This window comes from Rahnella sp. P4_A8 (assembly GCF_056402435.1).
In genome coordinates, this window is sequence record NZ_JBFUHK010000022.1 from 48,828 (window position 1) to 68,516 (window position 19,689).

The 19,689-nt window shown below is 52.5% G+C and carries 19 protein-coding genes and 3 pseudogenes; 12 read left to right on the forward strand and 10 right to left on the reverse strand.

What is annotated here, in order from left to right; translation table 11 throughout:
• Window positions 1-79: 79 nt before the first annotated feature.
• The 5 genes and pseudogenes from msrA to AC1DUO_RS13320 all read right to left on the reverse strand — a co-directional run.
• Window positions 80-808, reverse strand: a complete 729-nt coding sequence (gene msrA, locus AC1DUO_RS13300) for a peptide-methionine (S)-S-oxide reductase MsrA (RefSeq protein WP_013577891.1) — start codon at window positions 806-808, stop codon at window positions 80-82.
• Window positions 809-826: 18 nt separating this feature from the next.
• On the reverse strand, window positions 827-1,333 hold the full coding sequence (msrB, locus tag AC1DUO_RS13305) for a peptide-methionine (R)-S-oxide reductase MsrB (RefSeq protein WP_013577892.1): 507 nt from the start codon (window positions 1,331-1,333) through the stop codon (window positions 827-829).
• Window positions 1,334-1,573: 240 nt separating this feature from the next.
• Window positions 1,574-3,613 carry a glycoside hydrolase family 31 protein gene (locus tag AC1DUO_RS13310; protein ID WP_477987600.1) on the reverse strand — a complete coding sequence of 680 codons (2,040 nt, stop codon included), beginning with the start codon at window positions 3,611-3,613 and terminating at the stop codon, window positions 1,574-1,576.
• Window positions 3,610-4,989 (reverse strand): glycoside-pentoside-hexuronide (GPH):cation symporter, encoded by a 1,380-nt coding sequence (locus tag AC1DUO_RS13315; RefSeq protein WP_014416564.1) that lies wholly within the window; start codon window positions 4,987-4,989, stop codon window positions 3,610-3,612. The genes AC1DUO_RS13310 and AC1DUO_RS13315 overlap by 4 nt, the downstream gene beginning before the upstream one ends.
• Before the next feature lie 726 nt (window positions 4,990-5,715).
• Window positions 5,716-5,813: pseudogene (locus tag AC1DUO_RS13320) on the reverse strand (hypothetical protein); the annotation flags it as partial.
• Window positions 5,814-5,864: 51 nt separating this feature from the next.
• Between AC1DUO_RS13320 and AC1DUO_RS13325 the strand changes: the two are divergent.
• The 5 genes and pseudogenes from AC1DUO_RS13325 (at window position 5,865) to idi (ending at window position 8,564) form a co-directional block, all read left to right on the forward strand.
• Window positions 5,865-6,284, forward strand: a pseudogene (locus AC1DUO_RS13325) (MarR family winged helix-turn-helix transcriptional regulator).
• Between the two features lie 207 nt (window positions 6,285-6,491).
• Window positions 6,492-6,976: pseudogene (locus AC1DUO_RS13330) on the forward strand (Hcp family type VI secretion system effector).
• Window positions 6,973-7,449: a DUF2778 domain-containing protein gene (locus AC1DUO_RS13335; protein WP_014416566.1), complete on the forward strand. Its 477-nt coding sequence runs from the start codon at window positions 6,973-6,975 to the stop codon at window positions 7,447-7,449. The pseudogene AC1DUO_RS13330 and the gene AC1DUO_RS13335 overlap by 4 nt, the downstream one beginning before the upstream one ends.
• 142 nt (window positions 7,450-7,591) lie before the next feature.
• Entirely contained in the window at window positions 7,592-7,762 is a 171-nt protein-coding gene (locus AC1DUO_RS13340; RefSeq protein WP_153376364.1) for a hypothetical protein, read from the forward strand.
• Between the two features lie 268 nt (window positions 7,763-8,030).
• Complete coding sequence (idi, locus tag AC1DUO_RS13345; protein WP_119262399.1) at window positions 8,031-8,564, forward strand: isopentenyl-diphosphate Delta-isomerase; 534 nt, start codon at window positions 8,031-8,033, stop codon at window positions 8,562-8,564.
• Here idi and AC1DUO_RS13350 read toward each other — a convergent pair.
• Complete coding sequence (locus AC1DUO_RS13350; RefSeq protein WP_477987601.1) at window positions 8,517-9,053, reverse strand: shikimate kinase; 537 nt, start codon at window positions 9,051-9,053, stop codon at window positions 8,517-8,519. The genes idi and AC1DUO_RS13350 overlap by 48 nt on opposite strands.
• Window positions 9,054-9,555: 502 nt before the next feature.
• Here AC1DUO_RS13350 and AC1DUO_RS13355 point away from each other — a divergent pair.
• Window positions 9,556-9,813 (forward strand): biofilm/acid-resistance regulator YmgB/AriR, encoded by a 258-nt coding sequence (locus AC1DUO_RS13355; RefSeq protein WP_014416568.1) that lies wholly within the window; start codon window positions 9,556-9,558, stop codon window positions 9,811-9,813.
• Between the two features lie 59 nt (window positions 9,814-9,872).
• Here the strand turns inward: AC1DUO_RS13355 and AC1DUO_RS13360 are convergent, their stop codons facing one another.
• Window positions 9,873-10,730, reverse strand: a complete 858-nt coding sequence (locus tag AC1DUO_RS13360; protein WP_119262398.1) for an SDR family oxidoreductase — start codon at window positions 10,728-10,730, stop codon at window positions 9,873-9,875.
• Window positions 10,731-10,850: 120 nt separating this feature from the next.
• On the opposite strand from AC1DUO_RS13360, the gene AC1DUO_RS13365 reads away from it, so the two are divergent.
• The 6 genes from AC1DUO_RS13365 (at window position 10,851) to AC1DUO_RS13390 (ending at window position 16,688) form a co-directional block, all read left to right on the forward strand.
• Window positions 10,851-11,267 carry a winged helix-turn-helix transcriptional regulator gene (locus tag AC1DUO_RS13365; protein ID WP_013577903.1) on the forward strand — a complete coding sequence of 139 codons (417 nt, stop codon included), beginning with the start codon at window positions 10,851-10,853 and terminating at the stop codon, window positions 11,265-11,267.
• 118 nt (window positions 11,268-11,385) lie between these two features.
• Complete coding sequence (locus tag AC1DUO_RS13370) at window positions 11,386-11,952, forward strand: antibiotic biosynthesis monooxygenase (protein WP_013577904.1); 567 nt, start codon at window positions 11,386-11,388, stop codon at window positions 11,950-11,952.
• A gap of 14 nt (window positions 11,953-11,966) precedes the next feature.
• Window positions 11,967-13,847 carry an amidohydrolase gene (locus AC1DUO_RS13375; RefSeq protein ID WP_119262397.1) on the forward strand — a complete coding sequence of 627 codons (1,881 nt, stop codon included), beginning with the start codon at window positions 11,967-11,969 and terminating at the stop codon, window positions 13,845-13,847.
• 121 nt (window positions 13,848-13,968) lie between these two features.
• Window positions 13,969-14,874, forward strand: coding sequence for a transcriptional regulator GcvA (gcvA, locus tag AC1DUO_RS13380; RefSeq protein WP_119262396.1), 906 nt, complete (start codon window positions 13,969-13,971; stop codon window positions 14,872-14,874).
• Between the two features lie 75 nt (window positions 14,875-14,949).
• Window positions 14,950-15,777, forward strand: a complete 828-nt coding sequence (locus AC1DUO_RS13385) for a DMT family transporter (RefSeq protein WP_013577907.1) — start codon at window positions 14,950-14,952, stop codon at window positions 15,775-15,777.
• Window positions 15,778-15,797: 20 nt separating this feature from the next.
• On the forward strand, window positions 15,798-16,688 hold the full coding sequence (locus AC1DUO_RS13390) for an oxidoreductase (RefSeq protein ID WP_014416573.1): 891 nt from the start codon (window positions 15,798-15,800) through the stop codon (window positions 16,686-16,688).
• A 58-nt stretch (window positions 16,689-16,746) separates the two neighbouring features.
• Here the strand turns inward: AC1DUO_RS13390 and chbG are convergent, their stop codons facing one another.
• The 3 genes from chbG to chbR all read right to left on the reverse strand — a co-directional run.
• Window positions 16,747-17,505, reverse strand: coding sequence for a chitin disaccharide deacetylase (chbG, locus tag AC1DUO_RS13395; RefSeq protein ID WP_112197269.1), 759 nt, complete (start codon window positions 17,503-17,505; stop codon window positions 16,747-16,749).
• Window positions 17,506-17,551: 46 nt separating this feature from the next.
• The gene (locus AC1DUO_RS13400; RefSeq protein WP_014416575.1) at window positions 17,552-18,895 is read right to left on the reverse strand and encodes a 6-phospho-beta-glucosidase; all 1,344 of its coding nucleotides are present in this window, start codon (window positions 18,893-18,895) and stop codon (window positions 17,552-17,554) included.
• A gap of 60 nt (window positions 18,896-18,955) precedes the next feature.
• Window positions 18,956-19,689: transcriptional regulator ChbR (gene chbR / locus AC1DUO_RS13405; protein ID WP_477987602.1), on the reverse strand; the 734-nt coding region annotated here is incomplete at its 5' end.

The following is a 19,689-nucleotide window of genomic DNA, read 5'->3' on the forward strand; positions in this document are numbered from 1 at the left end:
GTGCTGCAAAGAGTGCACATTGCATTGACCCGGAATGTGCACTCTCCTGTTATTTTTCAGGGCTGAAAAAATAAATCCGTTATTGTTTCACCAGTACCGGCTGTTCACGATATTCCGCCGGGAAATATTGCTTTAAATCTTTAATCTTCGGCAGATCGTTCACCACAATATACGGATAGTCCGGGTTATCGTTTAAAAAGTTCTGGTGATAAGCCTCAGCCGGATAAAAGTGCGCATTGCTTTCAACTTTGGTGACCAGCGGTTCGCTGTAACTGTGGCTGGCATTAAGCTGGGCGATGTACGCGTTCGCCACTTCCGCCTGCGCAGCGTTCATAGGAAAGACTGCTGACCGGTACTGACTGCCGGTATCCGGCCCCTGACGGTTTAACTCTGTCGGGTTATGCCCTACCGAGAAGAAGATGTGCAACAGTTCGCCATACGTTACTTGTGTCGGGTCGAAGGTCACTTTCACCGATTCCGCATGACCGGTCTCGCCGGTACTGACCTGCTCGTAACTGGCCGTTTGCGCCACACCGCCAGCATAACCGGACACCGCGCTGGTCACGCCTTTTACATGCTGAAACACCCCCTGAATCCCCCAGAAACAGCCACCGGCAAACAGCGCGGTTTCGCTGTGTGCAGTGCCTGCTGGCTCATCTTTTGCCGGTGCCGGGATCACGACCGCCGGTTCAGCGCCCCCGCCCCATGACCAGGCATTATTTTCGAACACGAACGCAGACGCCAGCATCAGCCCGGCGATCAGGCTGTAGTGGCGAAAGTTACGCCGGTTTTTCGATGCAATTTTCATAGTCAATTTCCTGACAGATTAAGCTTGAGGGGTGAACGTCATGGCCAGCCCGTTCATGCAATAACGCAGACCGGTCGGCTGCGGACCGTCATCAAACACATGTCCCAGATGGCCGCCACACCGGCGGCAATGCACTTCATCGCGCACCATACCCAGCGAGGTGTCCCGGCTGGTTTGCGCCGCATCGGCAAGAGGTTGCCAGAAACTCGGCCAGCCGGTATGGCTGTCGAATTTGGTCGCTGAAGAGAAAAGAGCAAGGTTGCAGCCTGCGCAGGCAAACTCGCCCGCACGATGTTCGTTGTTTAACGGACTGGAATAAGGACGTTCGGTGCCTGCTTCGCGCAAAATACGGTACTGATCATCGCTGAGGCGCTGATGCCACTGGGCATCCGTCAGCATGATTTCGAATTTCGCAGGTTTTACCTGCGCGCCGGCATTGCGGGAAAACAGTGACGGGACCAGCCCCATCATGGCCGCGGCAGATACCGCGCCACTGCCCAGCAGGAAATTACGTCTGTTAATCATTTTTGCCACCGATCCGGTTGCTGTCGATGGCATCAGATTACAAGGGGAGGGATTACGGAATCCTCGCGGAGAGTTAACGGTTTTGTGATAAATGGGGGGATTGTTTTAACTCCCTCCCCTGCGAAGGGGAGGGTTGGGGTGGGGTATTAAGGTCAAAAACTAAGGTCAGAGTGTATACGAAGATGGGGGTTGTCTGCTAAACCCCCTCCCCGCCTCCCCCTTCGCAGGGGGAGGAGCAGGTCAAATACCAAGTTCTCCTTTCACGTCTGCCCCCTCCCGCACAAACACCGGTATCCCGTCCAGTGGCGCGGAAGCCACTATAACCTCTCCTCCCTGATACCGTTCCCCATTCAGCCCCACCCAAATCTCCCCCGCCGGTAACCACACTTCCCGCTCGCGCTGACCGGCATACAACACCGGCGCGACCAGAATGTCTGCGCCAAGCATGTACTGATCTTCCACCTGCCAGCTTTCAGCCTGACCCGGATACTGATAGAACATAGTGCGCATCGCCGGATCGCCATTTTCATGCGCTTCCTGCATCACGCGGCTGATGTAAGGGCGCAGTTTTTCGCGCAGGAATAACCCGCTTTTCATCAGCTGGTAATTCTCTTCGCCGTAACTCCAGACTTCATTGGGTGCGCCGCTGTTGCATTGCGCAATGCCGTCACGCCACGGTTCTGACGGCTGGATTTGCGGTTCGCGGTAGCCATGTAAACGCATCACCGGACAGAATACGCCCCACTGGAACCAGCGGATCAGCAACTCATGAAACGCCGGATCATTCACATTCCCCCCCTGGAAACCGCCGATATCCGTCGTCCACCAGGGAATGCCCGCCAGCCCCATATTCAGACCGGCGGCAATCTGATTACGCAGCGCGTGGAAGGAAGAATGGATGTCGCCCGACCACGCCAGCACGCCGTAACGCTGGCTGCCTGCCCAGGCGCAACGCACCAGATTCACGATCTCGTGCTCACCTTCCTGCTGTAAACCGTCGTGAAAACCTTGCGCGAATTTTTGCGGATAGATGTTGCCCACTTCCAGCACCGGCCCGAGATGATAGCGATAGTTATCAAAATCATAAGCGCGGTATTCCGGCTCGGCTTCGTCCAGCCAGAAGGTGCGGATGCCCAGATCGTAATAGTTCTGCTTCACCTTATCCCAGACAAACTGACGCGCGCCGGGATGTGTGGCATCAAAGAAGGTACAGTTGCCGAGAAAATCCAGATTCACCGACACACCGCGATCGGTATTGACCAGATAACCTTTGGATTTCATTTCCTTATAATTGTCGGTGCGGCTGTCTACCGTCGGCCAGACCGACACCATAGTTTCGATGCCCAGCGATTTAAGCTCCGCGACCATGGCTTTCGGATCCGGCCAGTCCACGGGGTCAAAACACCAGGTGCCCTGATTCGGCCAGTGGAAGAAGTCGATGACAATCACCGAAACCGGCAAATTGCGCCGCCTGTATTCACGCGCCACCTCCAGCACTTCCTGCTGCGTACGGTAGCGCAGTTTGCACTGCCAGAAACCGGTCGCGTATTCCGGCATTTGCGGCGCAGTGCCGGTCGCGCGGCCATACTGATGCAGGATGTCAGCGGGCGTGTCTCCGGCGGTGATCCAGTAATCCATCTGCTCCGTGACCTGCGCTTCCCAGCGGGTAATGTTTTTGCCGAATGTCGCTTCGCCAATCGCCGGATTGTTCCACAACATGCCGTAACCCAGGCTTGAAAGCATAAACGGCACGCTGGCCTGCGAGTTACGCTGCGCCAGTTCCAGCGTGCAGCCTTTCAGATCCAGACAGCTCTGCTGGTACTGCCCCATGCCATAAATTTTCTCGTCCGGACGCGATTCAAAACGCACGGTTAATTGATGCTTGCCACCGGGAATGGCTTTAAATTCGCGGGCATCCATCTTCAGTGCACTGATGTATTTATCCTGACTCTTTTCCGTTGCGCCAATGCCCACAGTCGAACGCTGACGCCAGTACTCTTCGAGGATCAGTTCACCACGCAGGTTATAAAACGCCAGTTGCCCTTTGATATTCACCGTCGCGGTGATGTTACCGTTGCGCAGCGTCAGGGTTTCTGTGCTATGACTGATGTCTGCTTGTGGCTGAGTGTCCGCGGGCAGCAGCGCCCACAACGAATCATTGAGTTCAGGACGGCAGGTGGCGCGCACGCGCAGGCTGTTCTCGCCCCAGGGTTCAATCACCAGCGTTTGCTGATCAAAATGCYAGAGGATACGGTTCTTTTCGGCGATTAATTCGCTCATGCGGACTCCTGTGTATGCAAGGTGGCCTGAGGTTCAGGCTCATGTTCCCGGGAAATTTTTGACTGATTGATTTGTTTCATGGTGGCGTCATTAAGCTTGTACCAGCGCATCGACAGCGCGCTGAACATTGACAGCACGCCCGGCACCAGCGAGAACAGCGCGATAATCGACAGCATCGCGACAGTATTCTGCTGTGCGGCATGCGGCACGTAACCGCTCATGCCCAGTGTCCAGCCGACCACCGCCCCGCTCACCGCCATCCCCATTTTGAGGATCGCCAGCAAGGTGGAAAACACGGTGCCATCCATGCGTTTGCCCTGTTTGTATTCGCCGTAATCCACCACATCAGACATCATCACCCACATCAGCGTGGTGGTGACCTGATAGAAGGTGGAGACCAGCAAGGTCATGCCCACCAGCAGGGAAATCCACGCCGGAACGAAGAAAATCGCCGCGCTCAGCGCACCGGTCAGAATGGCGCACAGTGTGAAGGCCGCGAGTTTGCTGCGGTTGCGGGTCAGCGGTTTAACCAGCAGACTGCCGAGACTTTTGCCGACAATGTGTGCCGCCAGCAGCCACATAAAGTAGCTGGCATTGCCGAGATAATAAGTGACGTAATACATCATTGCGCCGAGACGCACCACGCCGAAGGAGATGTTGAAGAAGATCAGCGCTGCCACCACCCGCCACTGATCGTTACGCACTAAGTCACGTAAATCGGAGAGAAAATTCTCATGTGTCGGCGGCGCGCTGATACGTTCTTTCGTATTGAGAAAACACAGCAGGAACATCACCACGGCAATCGACGCCATGATCGCCATCGCGCCAAAATAGCCGTCGAGTTTATTGCCACCGCCCATCATTTCCGCCAGCGGCATCATCAGGAATGTGGACATCGCGCCGCCCAGCGTAGCGAGGAAGAACCGATAGGATTGCAGGGAAATACGCTGGGTATTATCCGGCGTAATGATCGCGCCCATCGAGCAATAGGGAATGTTAATGGCGGTGTACATCAGCATCATCACGCAATAAGTGACGCTGGCGTACACCATTTTACCGCCCAGCGTCAGAGATTCCGGCACCGCGTAAACCAGTAAACAGCTTGCCCCGAAAGGTAACGCCAGCCAGAGAATATAAGGCCGGAATTTACCAAACCGGGTTTGTGTCCGGTCAGCGATCAGCCCCATCGCCGGATCCACAATCGCATCAGCGACGCGTGCAACAAGAAACATTGTCCCGACAAAGACTGCCGGTAATCCCACAACATCGGTGTAATAAAACGTCAAAAATATAATCACATTATCCAGACCAATATGGCTCGCCATATCCCCCAGACCGTAACTCACTTTTTCTTTTACGGATAACTTCGCAGTCATTTTTCGTCCTGCCTTTTGTAGGTTAAACACAAAAAAGTCAGTCCGTCCGTGGCCCGAGGACTTGTTATAGAATGGTTAAAAGCGAGTCACAATTACGAGATGTTATAAATTTCTTATGATTTTTGATTTGTGTGATACCGGTAACATGAGGAGGGGAAAGGATCTTGCAGTCCTTTGACCTGGCCTTTGAGTCAGGACCGTGGGTTGCCACCCACACAGGCTTCAAGGTCAAGGTCGTGGGCTAGCCGCCCACACTGGCCCAAAAGGTTTTAAACGAAACCCTTTGGAATCCTGCGTTTTTTAAACTGCGCGCTACCGCTGGACGCTATGTTTCAGGTACCGCAGTGACAGGCTGGAAATCTTGCCGCTGCGCGGTGCCTTCTCTCGGTCCCGGAGCCTTTGGTCTCCGGGCCGCTCCGTTCAGCAAGATTTCTGAATCGCCTTTAGCTTTTTTAAAACCACAAGCAGTAAGGTTGCGCAGTAGAATCCGGAGGCCGGTTCCAAAATCACGCCGGACGAGAGGTGGAAAACCGCGTGTCTTTATACGCGGGTTGTAACCCGATGGGAGGGCACCGCGCAGCGGCGGGATTTTGCGGCTATCACATGGCTTTCTGAAACATAGTGTCCAGCGGTAGCGCGCAGTGAAAGAGCCCGGGATTCTCAAGGGGTGCGGCGATAGGCGCCCCTTGAGGCCAGTGTGGGTGGCAACCCACGGTTTTGACTTTAAAGGGTATTGAGCGCAATGCGCGCATCAGTAAATCCTTCCACATTATCGAAATACAGCGCGGGGCGCCTTCGCCGATACGGCCGGTGGCGTTCGCGCTTCAGAGATTGCTAAGATAGAGGCAGACCAATAAGAAATTCGGGAAGTGATGATGAGCACAGAACTGAGACAGGAAGCCTTTCACTTAATGCGCAAGGTTTTCCAGCAACACACCGCGAGATAGCAGCAGTGCATCCCGGAACTGACCAAACCGCAATATGCGGTGTTGCGCTCTGTCGCTGAAAATCCCGGCATTGAGCAGGTGCTGCTCACGGATGTCGCCGTCAGCAGCAAAGCGACACTGGCGGAAATGCTGGCGCGCCTTGAAACGCGCGGGTTGCTGGTCCGTGAAGCCGATCCGGCAGATAAACGCCGGCGTTTTATTACGCTGACGGCGGAGGGGAAAACGGTTCTCGCGAAAACCCAGCCGGTCGGTCAGCAGGTAGATACTGAATTTCTGGCAAGACTTTCTCCAGACGATCAACAGCATTTAGTCCGCCTGCTGAAGTCTATGACAGAGGATTCAGTATAACTTTGCCGTAAAGCCTTGCGGCTTGATGAGGTGAAGGCCCACTTCGTTCCATAATTCCAGTCATTAATCTGTATTCAGCGCCTTACCCCAGGTGAACGCTCACTGATAATAAACCTCTGAAAATCAACTTATTACGATATTCGCTAATTGTTTTCGGCGATTGATGGGCATAACTTATACCCTCAATTTCAAAAGGGACTTATCAAAATGGCAATACCCGCTTACCTATGGCTTAAAGATGACGGCGGCGCTGACATCAAAGGATCTGTCGATGTGAATGGGCGTGAGGGGAGTATCGAGGTTCAAGGATTTGGGCACGGCTTGTTTTTACCTACTGACAACAACACAGGCAAGATCACCGGTACACTCGTGTACATTCCGCGCTGACTTTTGAAAAAGAATTCGATAGCTCTTCGCCCTACCTTTACAAGGCCGTAGCAAAAGGCCAAACCTTAAAATCTGCGGAGATAAGGTGGTACAGGATCAACGATGCTGGTCAGGAAGCTGAATATTTCAATATGCTGATGGAAAATGTAAAGGTCGTTTCTGTTTGCCCGCTAATGCATGATTGCAAAAACCCTGCCACTGATAAACATAACCATCTTGAGTCAATTTCACTGCGTTACGAGCGGATCACGTGGAAACATTGCGATGGGAATATCATTTTTTCAGATGCGTGGAATGACAGATGATCAAGTGCATGTTTCGGTTAAACGGAGCGGGTATATCAACGCTAAGTTGCCCGGGAATTGGTTTTTTCCCTGCATACTCAGGCAATCCCGCACAGCGCAACGATCCTGAACAGACAGCGGTCAAAAACATAGGACCACTACCACCAGGCAGGTACTACATCGTATCCCGCCCTGTGGGGGGTTTAATGTACAAGCAGCGTGATTGGCTTAAGTCAATTGTCAGCGGTTCAGATCATGCAGCGTGGTTTGCATTATTTCGCGATGATAGCTTGATTGATGACACGACTTTCATTGAGGATGTCGAACGTGGAAATTTCAGATTACATCCGGCTGGATATCAGGGGACAAGTAACGGCTGCATAACATTTACCAGTAAGTCACACTTCGATATCCTTCGAGAAGCATTACTCAAGACACCAACCACGATGGTTAGCCCAACAATGAAAGCGTTTGGCACAGTGCAGGTGTACTAATGAAACCATACCAATATATTCTGATCTGGATGGCTGGCTCGGCGTCTTTTGTCGTAATACTCGTCACCATTTTCGCCTTAATACCCGAAAATATCGCGTACTCACTTTTGACAGAAAAAACAGGTTTTATAAAAGAAGAATCATGGGCAAATATCTTTATGACCTTTATCCATCTGACTTCATTCCTGTTGAACATTTCACTGATCTGGCTTGTCGCCTTTTTACTGAGAAAGAAAGAGTAATCAAAGCCCGGCGGCAAGCCGGGCTGGTATTCAATACAGTGATGCATGGAAGAACCGCTTATGGTGAATAACCAGGATGTATAGATTGGTATAACTCAGGATGGAATAAGACGGCTAAATGCCGGGTTTTTTACATGCACGGAATATCATCAAACTCATCCGTAGTGGCATCGTTGAAGCTATGCGTAACAACACCGAAAATTATTGTCGTCCCTCGAAACCACCGCCATCGATCAGGATGTCTGACTCAGGCCGCATCAGGGGATGGATGTCAACGGGGAGTGAACGGTTGGAAGGAGGTTATACAGGGTCTATGATGGAGGACTAACGGGAGTTTTTATGATTGAAGAAGTCGTATTACTTGATGGTAAAAATCAACCGGCGGGCACCATGGACAAAGCGCTGGTGCATACCGGCCAGACACCCTTGCATCTTGCATTTTCCTGCTATATTCACAACGATCGCGGCGAAATCCTGCTGACACGACGCGCCCTGAGCAAAGTGGCCTGGCCCGGCGTCTGGACCAATTCTGTCTGCGGACACCCGCTGCCGGGTGAATCCCTGCGGGCGGCAGTTTGCCGTCGCTGTCAGTACGAACTGGGTTTATCCGTGGAGCAAATCACGTCGCTGGTTGACGAATTTCAGTATCGTGCCACCGATGCATCCGGGATTGTCGAAAACGAGTTTTGCCCGATATTTGCCGCTTTCACCCGCCAACTCCCCGTACCGCGTGCTTCTGAAGTCATGGATTATCAGTGGGTTAAGCCGGAAGATTTGCTGAACAGCGTTCGGGCAACACCCTGGGCATTCAGCCCGTGGATGGTGTTACAACTGGGCCAGATCACGCAGGAAAACCTGACTCTGCTGGGGTGATCTGAGGCGCACAAAGCGGACATGCTGCCAGTCAGGATCGTTAAACAAAGCCTGATACTGGCGACGATTTTTCGCGTAAGTTTTCAGCGTCCACAGAATAATTGAATCCCGGCTGAAGAAGCTTTTACGAAACGATTCGCGATTCCCCGTTCCTGCCCAGATTTCCTTTTGTGCCCATGCCCGCGTGGCGGCGCGTTTCACCGCCTGATATAACGTGCGCCCGAACGAATAATCCACCCACACGATCATATCGATTTCGCGCCATTTTACGGCCTGAGTACGTTTGTAATTTCCGTCAATCACCCAGCCGTCACTGGCCGCCAGTTTTTCTGTCAGACGGGCAAAAAATTCTTCATCCGGTGTGCCCTGCCAGTCCGACTTCCAGAACAGCGCATCCAGTTCAATATAAGGAATATTCAGTTTCTGAGAAATGTTGCGCGCAAGCGTTGATTTCCCGCTTCCGCTGGTACCAATAACATTGATTTTCACCACATGATCCTTATCCGCTGCCGGATGTTGCATCTGGCCTGAAAAAAGGGCGCATATTATGCCGCAACATATTTCACTTGTACAAGCACATGAATTAACGCCCGCAACCATTACGCACAGAACTTAGTTGTCGTGTGAATGTATTGCCGCTGCGAATGGATGAACTATTTGTGCTTTTTTTCGATTGCTAGCAACAAAATCCAAGATATCTTGCAGCCATACCTGTACAGATTGGCAATCTTTGTATAACTTTCTGTTACCCCTGCTTCATCATTAGTCCGTCTTTTACGGGCGTATTCAGCCTGACCTTTGGAAGAAAAATTGGATTTCCCTTCTTCCAAAGGTTTTTTTCATGGCTGGGGTTTTCGTGATGCACAACACAACGATCAGATGAGTCAGGGCCGGAAATTGTGAAGAAAAACTTCACAATACTCTCTTTTCTGACTGGCAATAGGCACTTTTCACGTGAGACGAATCCGCTGAAAAGTTTAAGGAGGTCTACATGCAAATCGAAGCAGAACAAACAGTTACAGAAATCAGTGATTATTTAAATGTGCGGGAAACGCCGACATTAAGCGAAGTTGAGATCCTCGGGACTATTGTTTCAGGACTTCTCTCCAGCCACTATCCGGTGAGTAATAAGGCCATCATTGAAGGTCTGGTGCGCCATCTGGAACAGGAGACCAACATCAGTAATCAGCAAGGTTGCCGTAACTTACTGGAACTGGTGTTACTTTCCACGCAGGACGATGTGATTTAAAAAATATTACCGGCCTGTTAAAGATGATGTTAACAGGCCGGAGCGCAATAACTGTTTTGTTAAAGCGATTTCAGTGTCGCGGCGATCACATCTTTAGCCGGCGTGGTTGGACGACCAATCAGTTTGCTCAATGTATGAGAATCATCAAACAAGCCCCCTTTCTCTGCACCTGCATCAGAATCTGCCAGCATATTCGCCAGACCTTCCGGTAACCCGGCACCAAGCAGCGCTTTGGCAAATTCCGCCTCCGGCAGGTTGATATAATCAACTTTTTTACCGGACTGACGGGCAATTTCGGCAGTGAATTCCGCCAGCGTGTAGGCTTCATCCCCGGCCAGTTCGTAGATTTTACCGGCCTGATTTTCCTGCGTCAGTACTGCCGCCGTGGCCTCAGCATAATCCTGGCGCGCAGCGGAAGAGATTTTCCCTTCACCGACTGAACCAATAAACGCGTTATGCGCCAGCGCCGGGGCGATACTCGCCGCATAGTTTTCGGTGTACCAGCCGTTACGCAACAGCACGAATGGAATGGCGGATTCGCTTAATGCTTTTTCGGTCGCACGGTGTTCAACACCCAGTCCCAGCGGACTTTTGTCTGCATGAAGCAGACTGGTGTAGGCCAGCAGTTTCACGCCTGCACGTTTTGCTGCGTCGATGACCGCGTTATGTTGTGCTTCGCGCTGACCGACTTCACTGGAAGAAATCAGCAGCAGTTTTTCGACGCCTTTAAACGCAGAATCCAGTGTGGCGGGCTGGCTGTAATCGGCCTGACGCACGTCAATACCCAGATCTGCCAGATCCTGAGCTTTTTGCGGATTACGCACCGCGGCAATAATCTGATCAGCAGGCACTTTTTTCAGAAGTGCAGCAATAACGAGGCGGCCTAACTGGCCGGTAGCACCGGTAATTGCGATCATAATGGTTTCTCCAAAAAGTATTCGACAGATGATTTATGCTTTCAAGGCGCTAAAAATGTCGCCGTAAACACATCCTATGCGATACACTAACTTTTCGTAAGTACGCACCCTAAGGTTAGTATGAAAATAATTTCCTCTGAGCAACCCGCTGAACGTTTGCCACTGTCAGAACAAATCCGCCGGGGCGAAGTCCTGAATCCCAACTGCCCGTCGCGCGAAATCCTGCGTCACATCACCAGCCGCTGGGGATTACTGATCCTGATCGCGCTCAGCGATAACACATTGCGCTTTAGCGAACTGCGCCGCAAAGTCGGCGGTGTCAGCGAAAAAATGCTGGCGCAGACTTTACAGTCCCTCGAAGAAGACGGTTTCATCGACCGCCGTTCTTATCCGGTGGTGCCGCCGCATGTGGAATATTCTCTGACCCCCCTCGGCATCGAAGTAAAAGATCAGGTTGCCGGACTTGCAGACTGGCTGGAGTCGAATCTGCATCGCGTTATGAAACAGCGTAGCCTGCGTATCGTAGGTGCAGAGTAATTAACAAAAAAACTTAACAAGTCCCCAAAAATTCTCACCTATCATTGACTCTATCCACCGACTAACATCATTTCATTGATTCGATAAAACCTTTTATTTTAATCAGCTGAGGTGATGTATGTCCCCGTCCCAGACCCACAAGCAACATGTCACGCTCGTCATTACCCATAAGATTGCGCCAGCCAGCGAAGCGCAATATGAAGCCTGGCTGAATAAAATTATGCCACAGGCCAGTACCTTCCCGGGGCATCTTGGCGTCAACGTCATCCGCCCGAGCCGCAGCGGCGATGCTTATACCATTCTGGTGCGTTTCGACACGCTGGAAAATCTTAATGCATGGCACAACTCGGATCTGCGTAAACAACTGGTGGCGGAAGTCAGCCCGCTGTTGTTGCAAAACGACAACACCGAGGTGCGTCCCGGTGCCGAATTCTGGTTCACCCCGCCAAGTGCGAATGTCCGCCCGCCCGCCCGCTGGAAACAGTATCTGCTGACATTGGGGGTAATTTATCCATCGACCCATATTGTGCCCTGGTTTTGGGGGCAGTTTTTGCCACAGCTTAAAGGCACCGAAGGCGGTCATTTACTCAATGACGCCACGGTCGTAGGGCTGGTGGTTTTCCTCTGGATGCCAATCGTTACACGAGTGTTCCATTCATGGCTGACGCGCGCTTCCGCGCAATAACAGGAGATTTCCCAATGAATTCAATAAATAATGTTGCTTCACTGATCCTGCTTAACGGCAAATTCCACACCGTTGACAGAGAAAAACCGCTGGCAAATGCTGTCGCAATCAAAGACGGTAAATTTCTGGCTGTCGGTACCGAAAATGAAGTGATGCAGTTTGCTGATGCGCAAACGCAGGTAGTGGATTTGCACGGACACACCGCCATTCCGGGCCTGAACGACTCGCACCTGCATCTGATCCGTGGCGGTCTGAATTACAATCTGGAATTGCGCTGGGAAGGCGTGCCTTCGCTGGCCGATGCCCTGCGGATGCTGAAAGAACAGGCGCTGCGGACACCAAGCCCGCAGTGGGTGCGCGTGGTAGGAGGCTGGACTGAATTTCAGTTTGCCGAACGCCGCATGCCGACGCTGGATGAAATTAATCAGGCCGCGCCCGATACGCCGGTGTTTATCCTGCATTTATATGACCGCGCATTGCTCAACCGCGCCGCGCTCAAAGTGGTCGGCTACACCAAAGACACCCCCAATCCGCCAGGCGGTGAAATTCAGCGTGACAGCAATGGTAATCCGACCGGTATGCTGATCGCCAAACCAAACGCGATGATCTTATATTCTACGCTGGCGAAAGGACCGAAACTGCCGCTGGAACAGCAGGTGAACTCCACCCGCCAGTTTATGCGTGAGCTGAACCGTCTCGGCCTCACCAGCGCGATTGATGCAGGCGGCGGCTTCCAGAATTACCCTGAGGATTATCAGATCATCGATGAGCTTCATCAGAAAAATCAACTGACGATACGTATTGCTTACAACCTGTTTACCCAGCGTCCGCAACATGAACTGGAAGATTTCGAGCTGTGGACCGACATGCTCAAACCCGGCCAGGGCACTGATTTCTACCGTCATAACGGTGCAGGCGAAATGCTGGTATTTTCAGCCGCAGACTTTGAAGATTTCCTGCAACCGCGTCCGGATTTACCGCCGGGAACGGAGGTCGAACTTGAACGCGTGGTGCGTCATCTGGTGGAGCACCGCTGGCCGTTCCGCCTGCATGCAACCTATGACGAGTCGATCAGCCGGATGCTGGATGTCTTTGAGAAAGTGAACAGCGATATCCCGTTCAACGGGCTGCACTGGTTCTTTGACCATGCGGAAACCATCACCGAACGCAACATTGAGCGCGTCAAAGCGCTGGGCGGCGGCATTGCGGTACAGCACCGTATGGCGTTCCAGGGAGAATACTTCGCTGAACGCTACGGTATCGAGGCCACCAAACATACGCCACCGGTGGCGAAAATGTTGTCCGCAGGCGTGCCGGTCGGGTTGGGCACCGACGCGACCCGTGTTGCCAGCTATAACCCATGGACGGCACTGTACTGGCTGGTTTCCGGTCGCACCGTCGGCGGCATGGCGATGTATGACGACGCCGCCCGTATTGACCGCGAAACCGCGCTGATGCTGTGGACGCAGGGCAGTTCCTGGTTCTCCAGCGAACAGGGCAAGAAAGGTCAGATCAAAGTCGGGCAACTGGCCGATCTGGCCGTTCTTTCCGAAGATTTCTTCAGCGTGCAGGAAGAACGTATCAAGGGCATCGAATCGGTGATGACCGTGGTCGATGGCAAAGTGGTTTACGCGGCAGGCAGTTTCTCGCCGCTCGCGCCGCCAGCCATCCCGGTGCTGCCGGACTGGTCGCCGGTCACCACAGTGCCTGGGCATTACCGCTCTGCGCCGCCACAGGGTGCAGCGCGTGTCGGGCTGGTTCGTCAGGGGCATCAGTGCGTCGGCCCGTGTGGCGTGCATAAACACAGCCATGATATTGCCCGTGGTTCTGATGTCCCGGTGTCCGATGACAACGCTTTCTGGGGTGCGTTAGGATGTTCGTGCTTCTCGTTCTGACCCGTTGAGAACGACATGAAAATGGCCTGCATTGCAGGCCATTTTTTTCTGTCACCGTATCTTTTGCACACGCTCCGGCATACCCTGTTATGAGCATTAGCTCATTAACAGGAACTGAATGATGCGTGACCTTCCCCCTACAGCCACACTTCGCGCCTTTGAAGTCGCCACCCGCCACACGACGTTTACCTCAGCCGCAGAGGAGCTGTTTATTACACAAAGTGCCGTCAGCCATCAGTTGAAAAAACTGGAAGATAGCTGGGGCCTGCAGCTTTTTCAGCGTGGTAAAACCCTGAGCCTGACGCCTGCCGGTGCAGCGCTTGCCCCTCTGGTACGGGAATTCTTTAGTAAGCTTGAAACGACACTTGCCGATCTGCGTGAACAAAAAGGACGGGTGCGGCTGCGTGTCAGCACCACCTATTCTTTCGCGTTAAAGTGGCTGTTACCGCGCCTGCCGGAATTAGCACGTTTGCATCCGGAAATTCTGGTCTCGCTGGAAAGTACCGATAAAGCCATTAACTTCGCCAGCGCAGATTCCGATGTAGCGATCCGTTTCGGACACGGTAATTATGCGGCGCTGCATACAGAGTTTATGTTTCGCGAACAATTATTTCCCGTTGCCAGCCCCGCATTCTTAGCCGGTTTTGGTATACCCGCTGAACCTGCGGAACTGCTGCGTTTTCCGCTGCTGACGCGTGACGGGGCTGATCTGGTACCGAAATGGGATGCCTGGTTTAAGCAGGTCGGCGTGAATACTGATGTACTGCACGAAAGCGTGCGCTTCGCCGACACAAATATGACGATCGAAGCCGCGTTACTGGGTCAGGGCATTGCATTAGCGCGCAGCGGCCACGTTGAAAAAGAAATCCATGATGGCAGTCTGGTCAGGCTCTTTGACGTCGTTTTCCCCTCTCCGGCCGCCTATTACTTTGTCTGTCCGGAAGGCATCGAGACACAGCCGCACATCCTGAAATTCCGTAACTGGCTGCTGGCCGAATCACAGCAGGCGCAGCTCAGTTACCGTTGAAGTATGAGTTATTGCTCATACCACGATGACAACACTTCACTGTTAATCCGGGCACAGGCTGTTTAGCATCAGTACATGCCCGCTCATATTATTTTTCTGACCTTATTCGCCGCCCTGCTGCATGCCAGCTGGAACGCCTTATTACGCAGCGGAACTGACCGGTTGTGGTCGATGACCATCATGTGCGTGACGATTGCCGTTACCTGCGGGGTTATCGCGCTGTTTCTGCCACTTCCTGACTTCGCGAGCGCGAAGTATGCGGTGTTATCGGCCCTGCTTCATGTCGGTTACAACCTGTGTTTAATACGCAGTTATCAAAGCGGTGATCTCGGGCAAACCTACCCGATTGCGCGCGGTTCTTCGCCGCTGATGGTGACCTGTGGCGCAGCTCTGTTCGCCGGGGAAAAGATCGCCTTCAACACCCTTGTCGGCATCGCGCTAATTTCTGGCGGTATTCTGATGCTTGCCATGAGAAGCCGTAAACTGGCGATACCGGGCCTGAAATATCCCCTGGCCACCGGCGCTTTTATCGCGGCATACAGCGTAGTGGATGGTATTGGCGTGCGTGTCTCCGGCAATTCGTTTTCCTATACCGTGTGGATGAGCATGTTATGGGGAGTACTGATGCCAGCGCTTTATATCGCCCTGCGCGACACGAAAAGTTTACTGCGCTGGCGGCCCGGTTTACTCAGTGCGGCGGCAGGGGGTGTGGTGTCGCTGCTGGCTTACGGCATGATCATTTATGCCATGGTGGCCGCACCCATGGGCGCCGTCTCCGCGCTGCGCGAAACCAGTGTGCTGTTTGCCGCCGTTCTGGGTTATCTGTTTCTTGGTGAAACACTGACACTGAGAAAAATGCTGGCGTGTGCGGTAATTGCTACCGGCACACTGTTGATAGGTTAATCAAATCAGGAGAACTCGAGATGTCTGACCGCCCTGCTATTGCTCTGATAGGTCCCGGTGCGATTGGTACGACCATCGCTGCAGCACTGCATGAAGTTAACCGCACGCCGCTGCTTTGCGGGCGCACTGCGCATCCGCAATTAATTCTGCGTCATGATGACGGCGAGGTGGTGGTGCCAGGCCCGGTATTAATCAATCCGTCGAAGGTCCACTCTCCGTGTGATCTGGTTTTTGTTGCGGTGAAAACCACACAGGTGGCTGACAGCGCCGGCTGGCTTACCGCATTGTGCGATAAAAATACCGTTGTCTGTGCACTGCAAAACGGCGTCGAACAGAAAACCTCGCTGGAACCCTACGTCAACGGAGCAACAGTACTGCCTTCCGTTGTTTGGTTTCCAGCACAACGTGAGCCGGATGCCTCCGTCCGGCTGCGCGCAAAACCGCGTCTGACGCTGCCGGATGTGCCGCAGGCAAAACGGATCGCTGATGCGCTCAGCGGCACACGTTGTACGGTTGAATTATCATCCGATTTCCTCACGATCGCATGGCGCAAATTGCTGCAAAATGCGGTCGCGGGTCTGATGGTTCTCTCTAACCGCCGTGCCGGGATGTTCTCACGCGGGGATATCACGCAACTGGCACTGGCTTATCTGCGTGAGTGTCTGACTGTCGCGCGTGCGGAAGGTGCGGTACTCAGCGATAACGTTCCGCAAGAGATCGTTGACGGTTTTCATCGTGCGCCCGCGGACCTGGGCACTTCTATTCTCGCCGACCGCCAGGCTAACCGCCCGCTGGAATGGGATATACGCAACGGTGTCATACAGCGTTACGGTCTCGCGCGGGGTATTCCTACGCCCGTTAGCGACATTCTGGTACCGCTGCTGGCGGCAGGAAGTGAGGGGCCGGGCTGACGCCAATAAAAAGCCCGCCGCAGGCGTCATGCCAGCGGCGGGCTTTACGTATTACAGCTTATAAATCCTTAAACGATCCCAGCCGGAATCCGCGTTCAGTTATCGCAGTTTTGAGCGAGGCCGACGTCAGTACATCCAGCTCCGCCAGGCGCGGATAGCAATATTTGCTCGCCAGAAGGGTGTTATCGATAAACGCCGGATGGGTCATGATTTCCACCGAGCGGTCACCGCGCTGCGTGGCGTTGTCCAGCGTTTGCACAAACAGGGCTTCTGAAACCGTCTCTCCGTAGAAACTGCTGTCGAAACCGTCGGTACTCTTCGCGCCACACAGCGCAATGTTGCCCCGGCGGATCTCGTCACGATCGATGCGTACAGGAATGCCCTGATCTTTCGCGAACGCTTCCACGATCGGGAAAATCTGCGGGAACATATGCACATGATGATGACTGTCGAGATGTGTCGGCAAACGGCCAAACAGAGCCACAAAACGCCCGAACTGGCATTGCAGTTCCTGCGCGATTTCATCAAGCGGTAACGTGCCCTGCTCTGCCATTTCCCAAATCCATTTTCCCAGTTCACCGTCGCGGGCCAGCTCCGGCATGGATGACAAGGGACGTCCGAGCGTCAGCACGAAATGCATGCCGACGGCAAGATCAGGATTTTCTTTGCTGAGCACCGCGGCATGTTCTGCAGCGGCCATATTCACCATCGCCGTCGTCGACCGCACCACACCGTGGTTGAATGCGTCGATGATCCCGTAGTTTTGCGCTTTACAAAGCCCGAAATCATCGGCGTTCACTATCAGTAATTTATCCATAAATGTCCCGGTTGAACGCCTTCCCTTTTCAGGGAAGGCCGTGGGTTTATTTCAGCGCAGCAATGGTGTTAGCAAAATTTGGCAGTAGTTTTTCATGTGCCAGCAACATTTCGCGCGCCAGTATCTCAGCATCTTTATCGGAATGGATCAGCGGGCTGAGGTTCATCGCCAGCAGAACATCATTGAATTCACCGCTCAGTGCGGCATTGCTGGCGGCAATCTCAAAGCCTTTGATGGTGTATATCAGGCCAAGCACTTTTTCGTCGAAATGCGTGATACGCGGGTGTGGTTTTGCGCCGTCACGCCCGATGGTGCACGTCATTTCCACCGCCCAGTCAGACGGGATGTTATCAATATGGCCGTTATGCGGGAAATTAACGTACTGCTCGGTTTGTTTGTCGTTGTAAATTGCGCTGATCACTTCGCAGGCGGCATCGGAATAATAGGCCCCGCCGCGCAATTCCAGTTCTTTCGGTTTGACGTTCAGATCAGGGTTTTTGTACAGATCGAACAGCTGCTTTTCAACCTTCTGTACCACCGTGGCGCGTGCACCGCCTTTGTAGAATTCCCCCATCTCAATCGCCAGCATCTCTTTCTGCTTAAAGTAATACAGCAGATAAGAACACGGCAGCAAATTCAGGGAGCGGATCAGGCCTTCGCTGAACGGTAAATCAAAGATGTTTTTCACCGAACCGGCGGTCAGCGTGCCGGACGCGACGCCGTCGAGCAGTTCGGCGAAACGTGATTCGCCGTTGACCAGAACATCTTTAATGAACACCATGTGGTTCAGGCCAAACAGGTCGATGGATAAATCGTCCTGCGGGGTCAGTTGCAGCACATCCTGAATGAACATTTTCATGCCAACCGGGATGTTACACACGCCGATGAATTTCTTGAATCTGGTGTGCCGGAATACCGCTTCCGTTACCATTCCGGCCGGGTTGGTGAAGTTAATCACCCAGGCGTCCGGGCAGATCTCTTCGACATCTTTAATGATGTCAAAAATCACCGGAATGGTACGCAAGCCTTTGAACAGGCCACCAGCGCCGTTGGTTTCCTGCCCGAGATAACCGTGGCTGAGCGGAATACGTTCGTCCAGTTCGCGTGCTTTGAGCTGGCCAACACGCAGTTGCGTGGTGACAAAATCGGCATCCACCAAGGCTTCGCGGCGATCCAGCGTTTTATGCATTACAATCGGCACACCTGCACGTTCCACCATACGCTGGCAAAGATTGAAAATAATATCCTGTTTCTCTTTTCCGGCTTCCACATCGACCAGCCATAACTCGGTAATAGGCAATTCATCGTAGCGTTTAATAAAGCCTTCCAGTAATTCCGGGGTATAACTACTTCCGCCACCAATTGTGACGACTTTCAGTTTTTTACGCATAGGAACTCCCGTGCAATAATAATGCACTGCAAATTTAAACAGAGAAATAAATGATTCGGTTTAATTAATACTGCATAACTTCTTTCGGTAATGATTGGGGGTAAAAGAAGTTAGCTTTTTAAAGTTTTTAATAAACATACTCGGGCTGCTGTAACCGGATTCAAACGCGATGTCCGTGACCGAATAATTGGTGATCTCAAGCTGTTTCTTGGCAAAATCAATACGGATTTCATTAATAATCTGCATCGGTGTTTTGCCATAATGTCGCTGCGTGGCACGGCTGAGATATTCCTGTGATTTGCCGGAAAGGGCCACCATATTCGTTAATGCTTTGTCACTAAACTGCGTTTTGTCGTGCATCTTTTCGATGGTATTTTTAAGCCAGCCTGGCGCATCTGTCGTGATTTCTGATTCTCTGTGATGGCGTAAACGGTTCACAATATAAAACGTCACCATTTCCAGAAACTCATTAAATTCCCCGTTCCTGAAATTAAGAGAAGCGATCACAGATTCTATATAAGCCAGAAATTCAGTCTTAATCTGATAAACCTGTGACGCCACAAAACGGGATGGCAGTAAAGATAAATAGTGTTGCTCGAAGAACGCTTTGCTGATCCCGACATTTAATATCCGCGTCGCACCGAATTCATAGAAACTTTGGTGATGGGAACCCAGAGGGATAAAGACAAAATCGCCGCGTTCTAACAACACCCGTTTACCATTGACGTTCTGGTAATACCGGCCGGTCAACACCACTGTAAATTCGTAGTAATCATGTTCATGCAGTCCGGAAA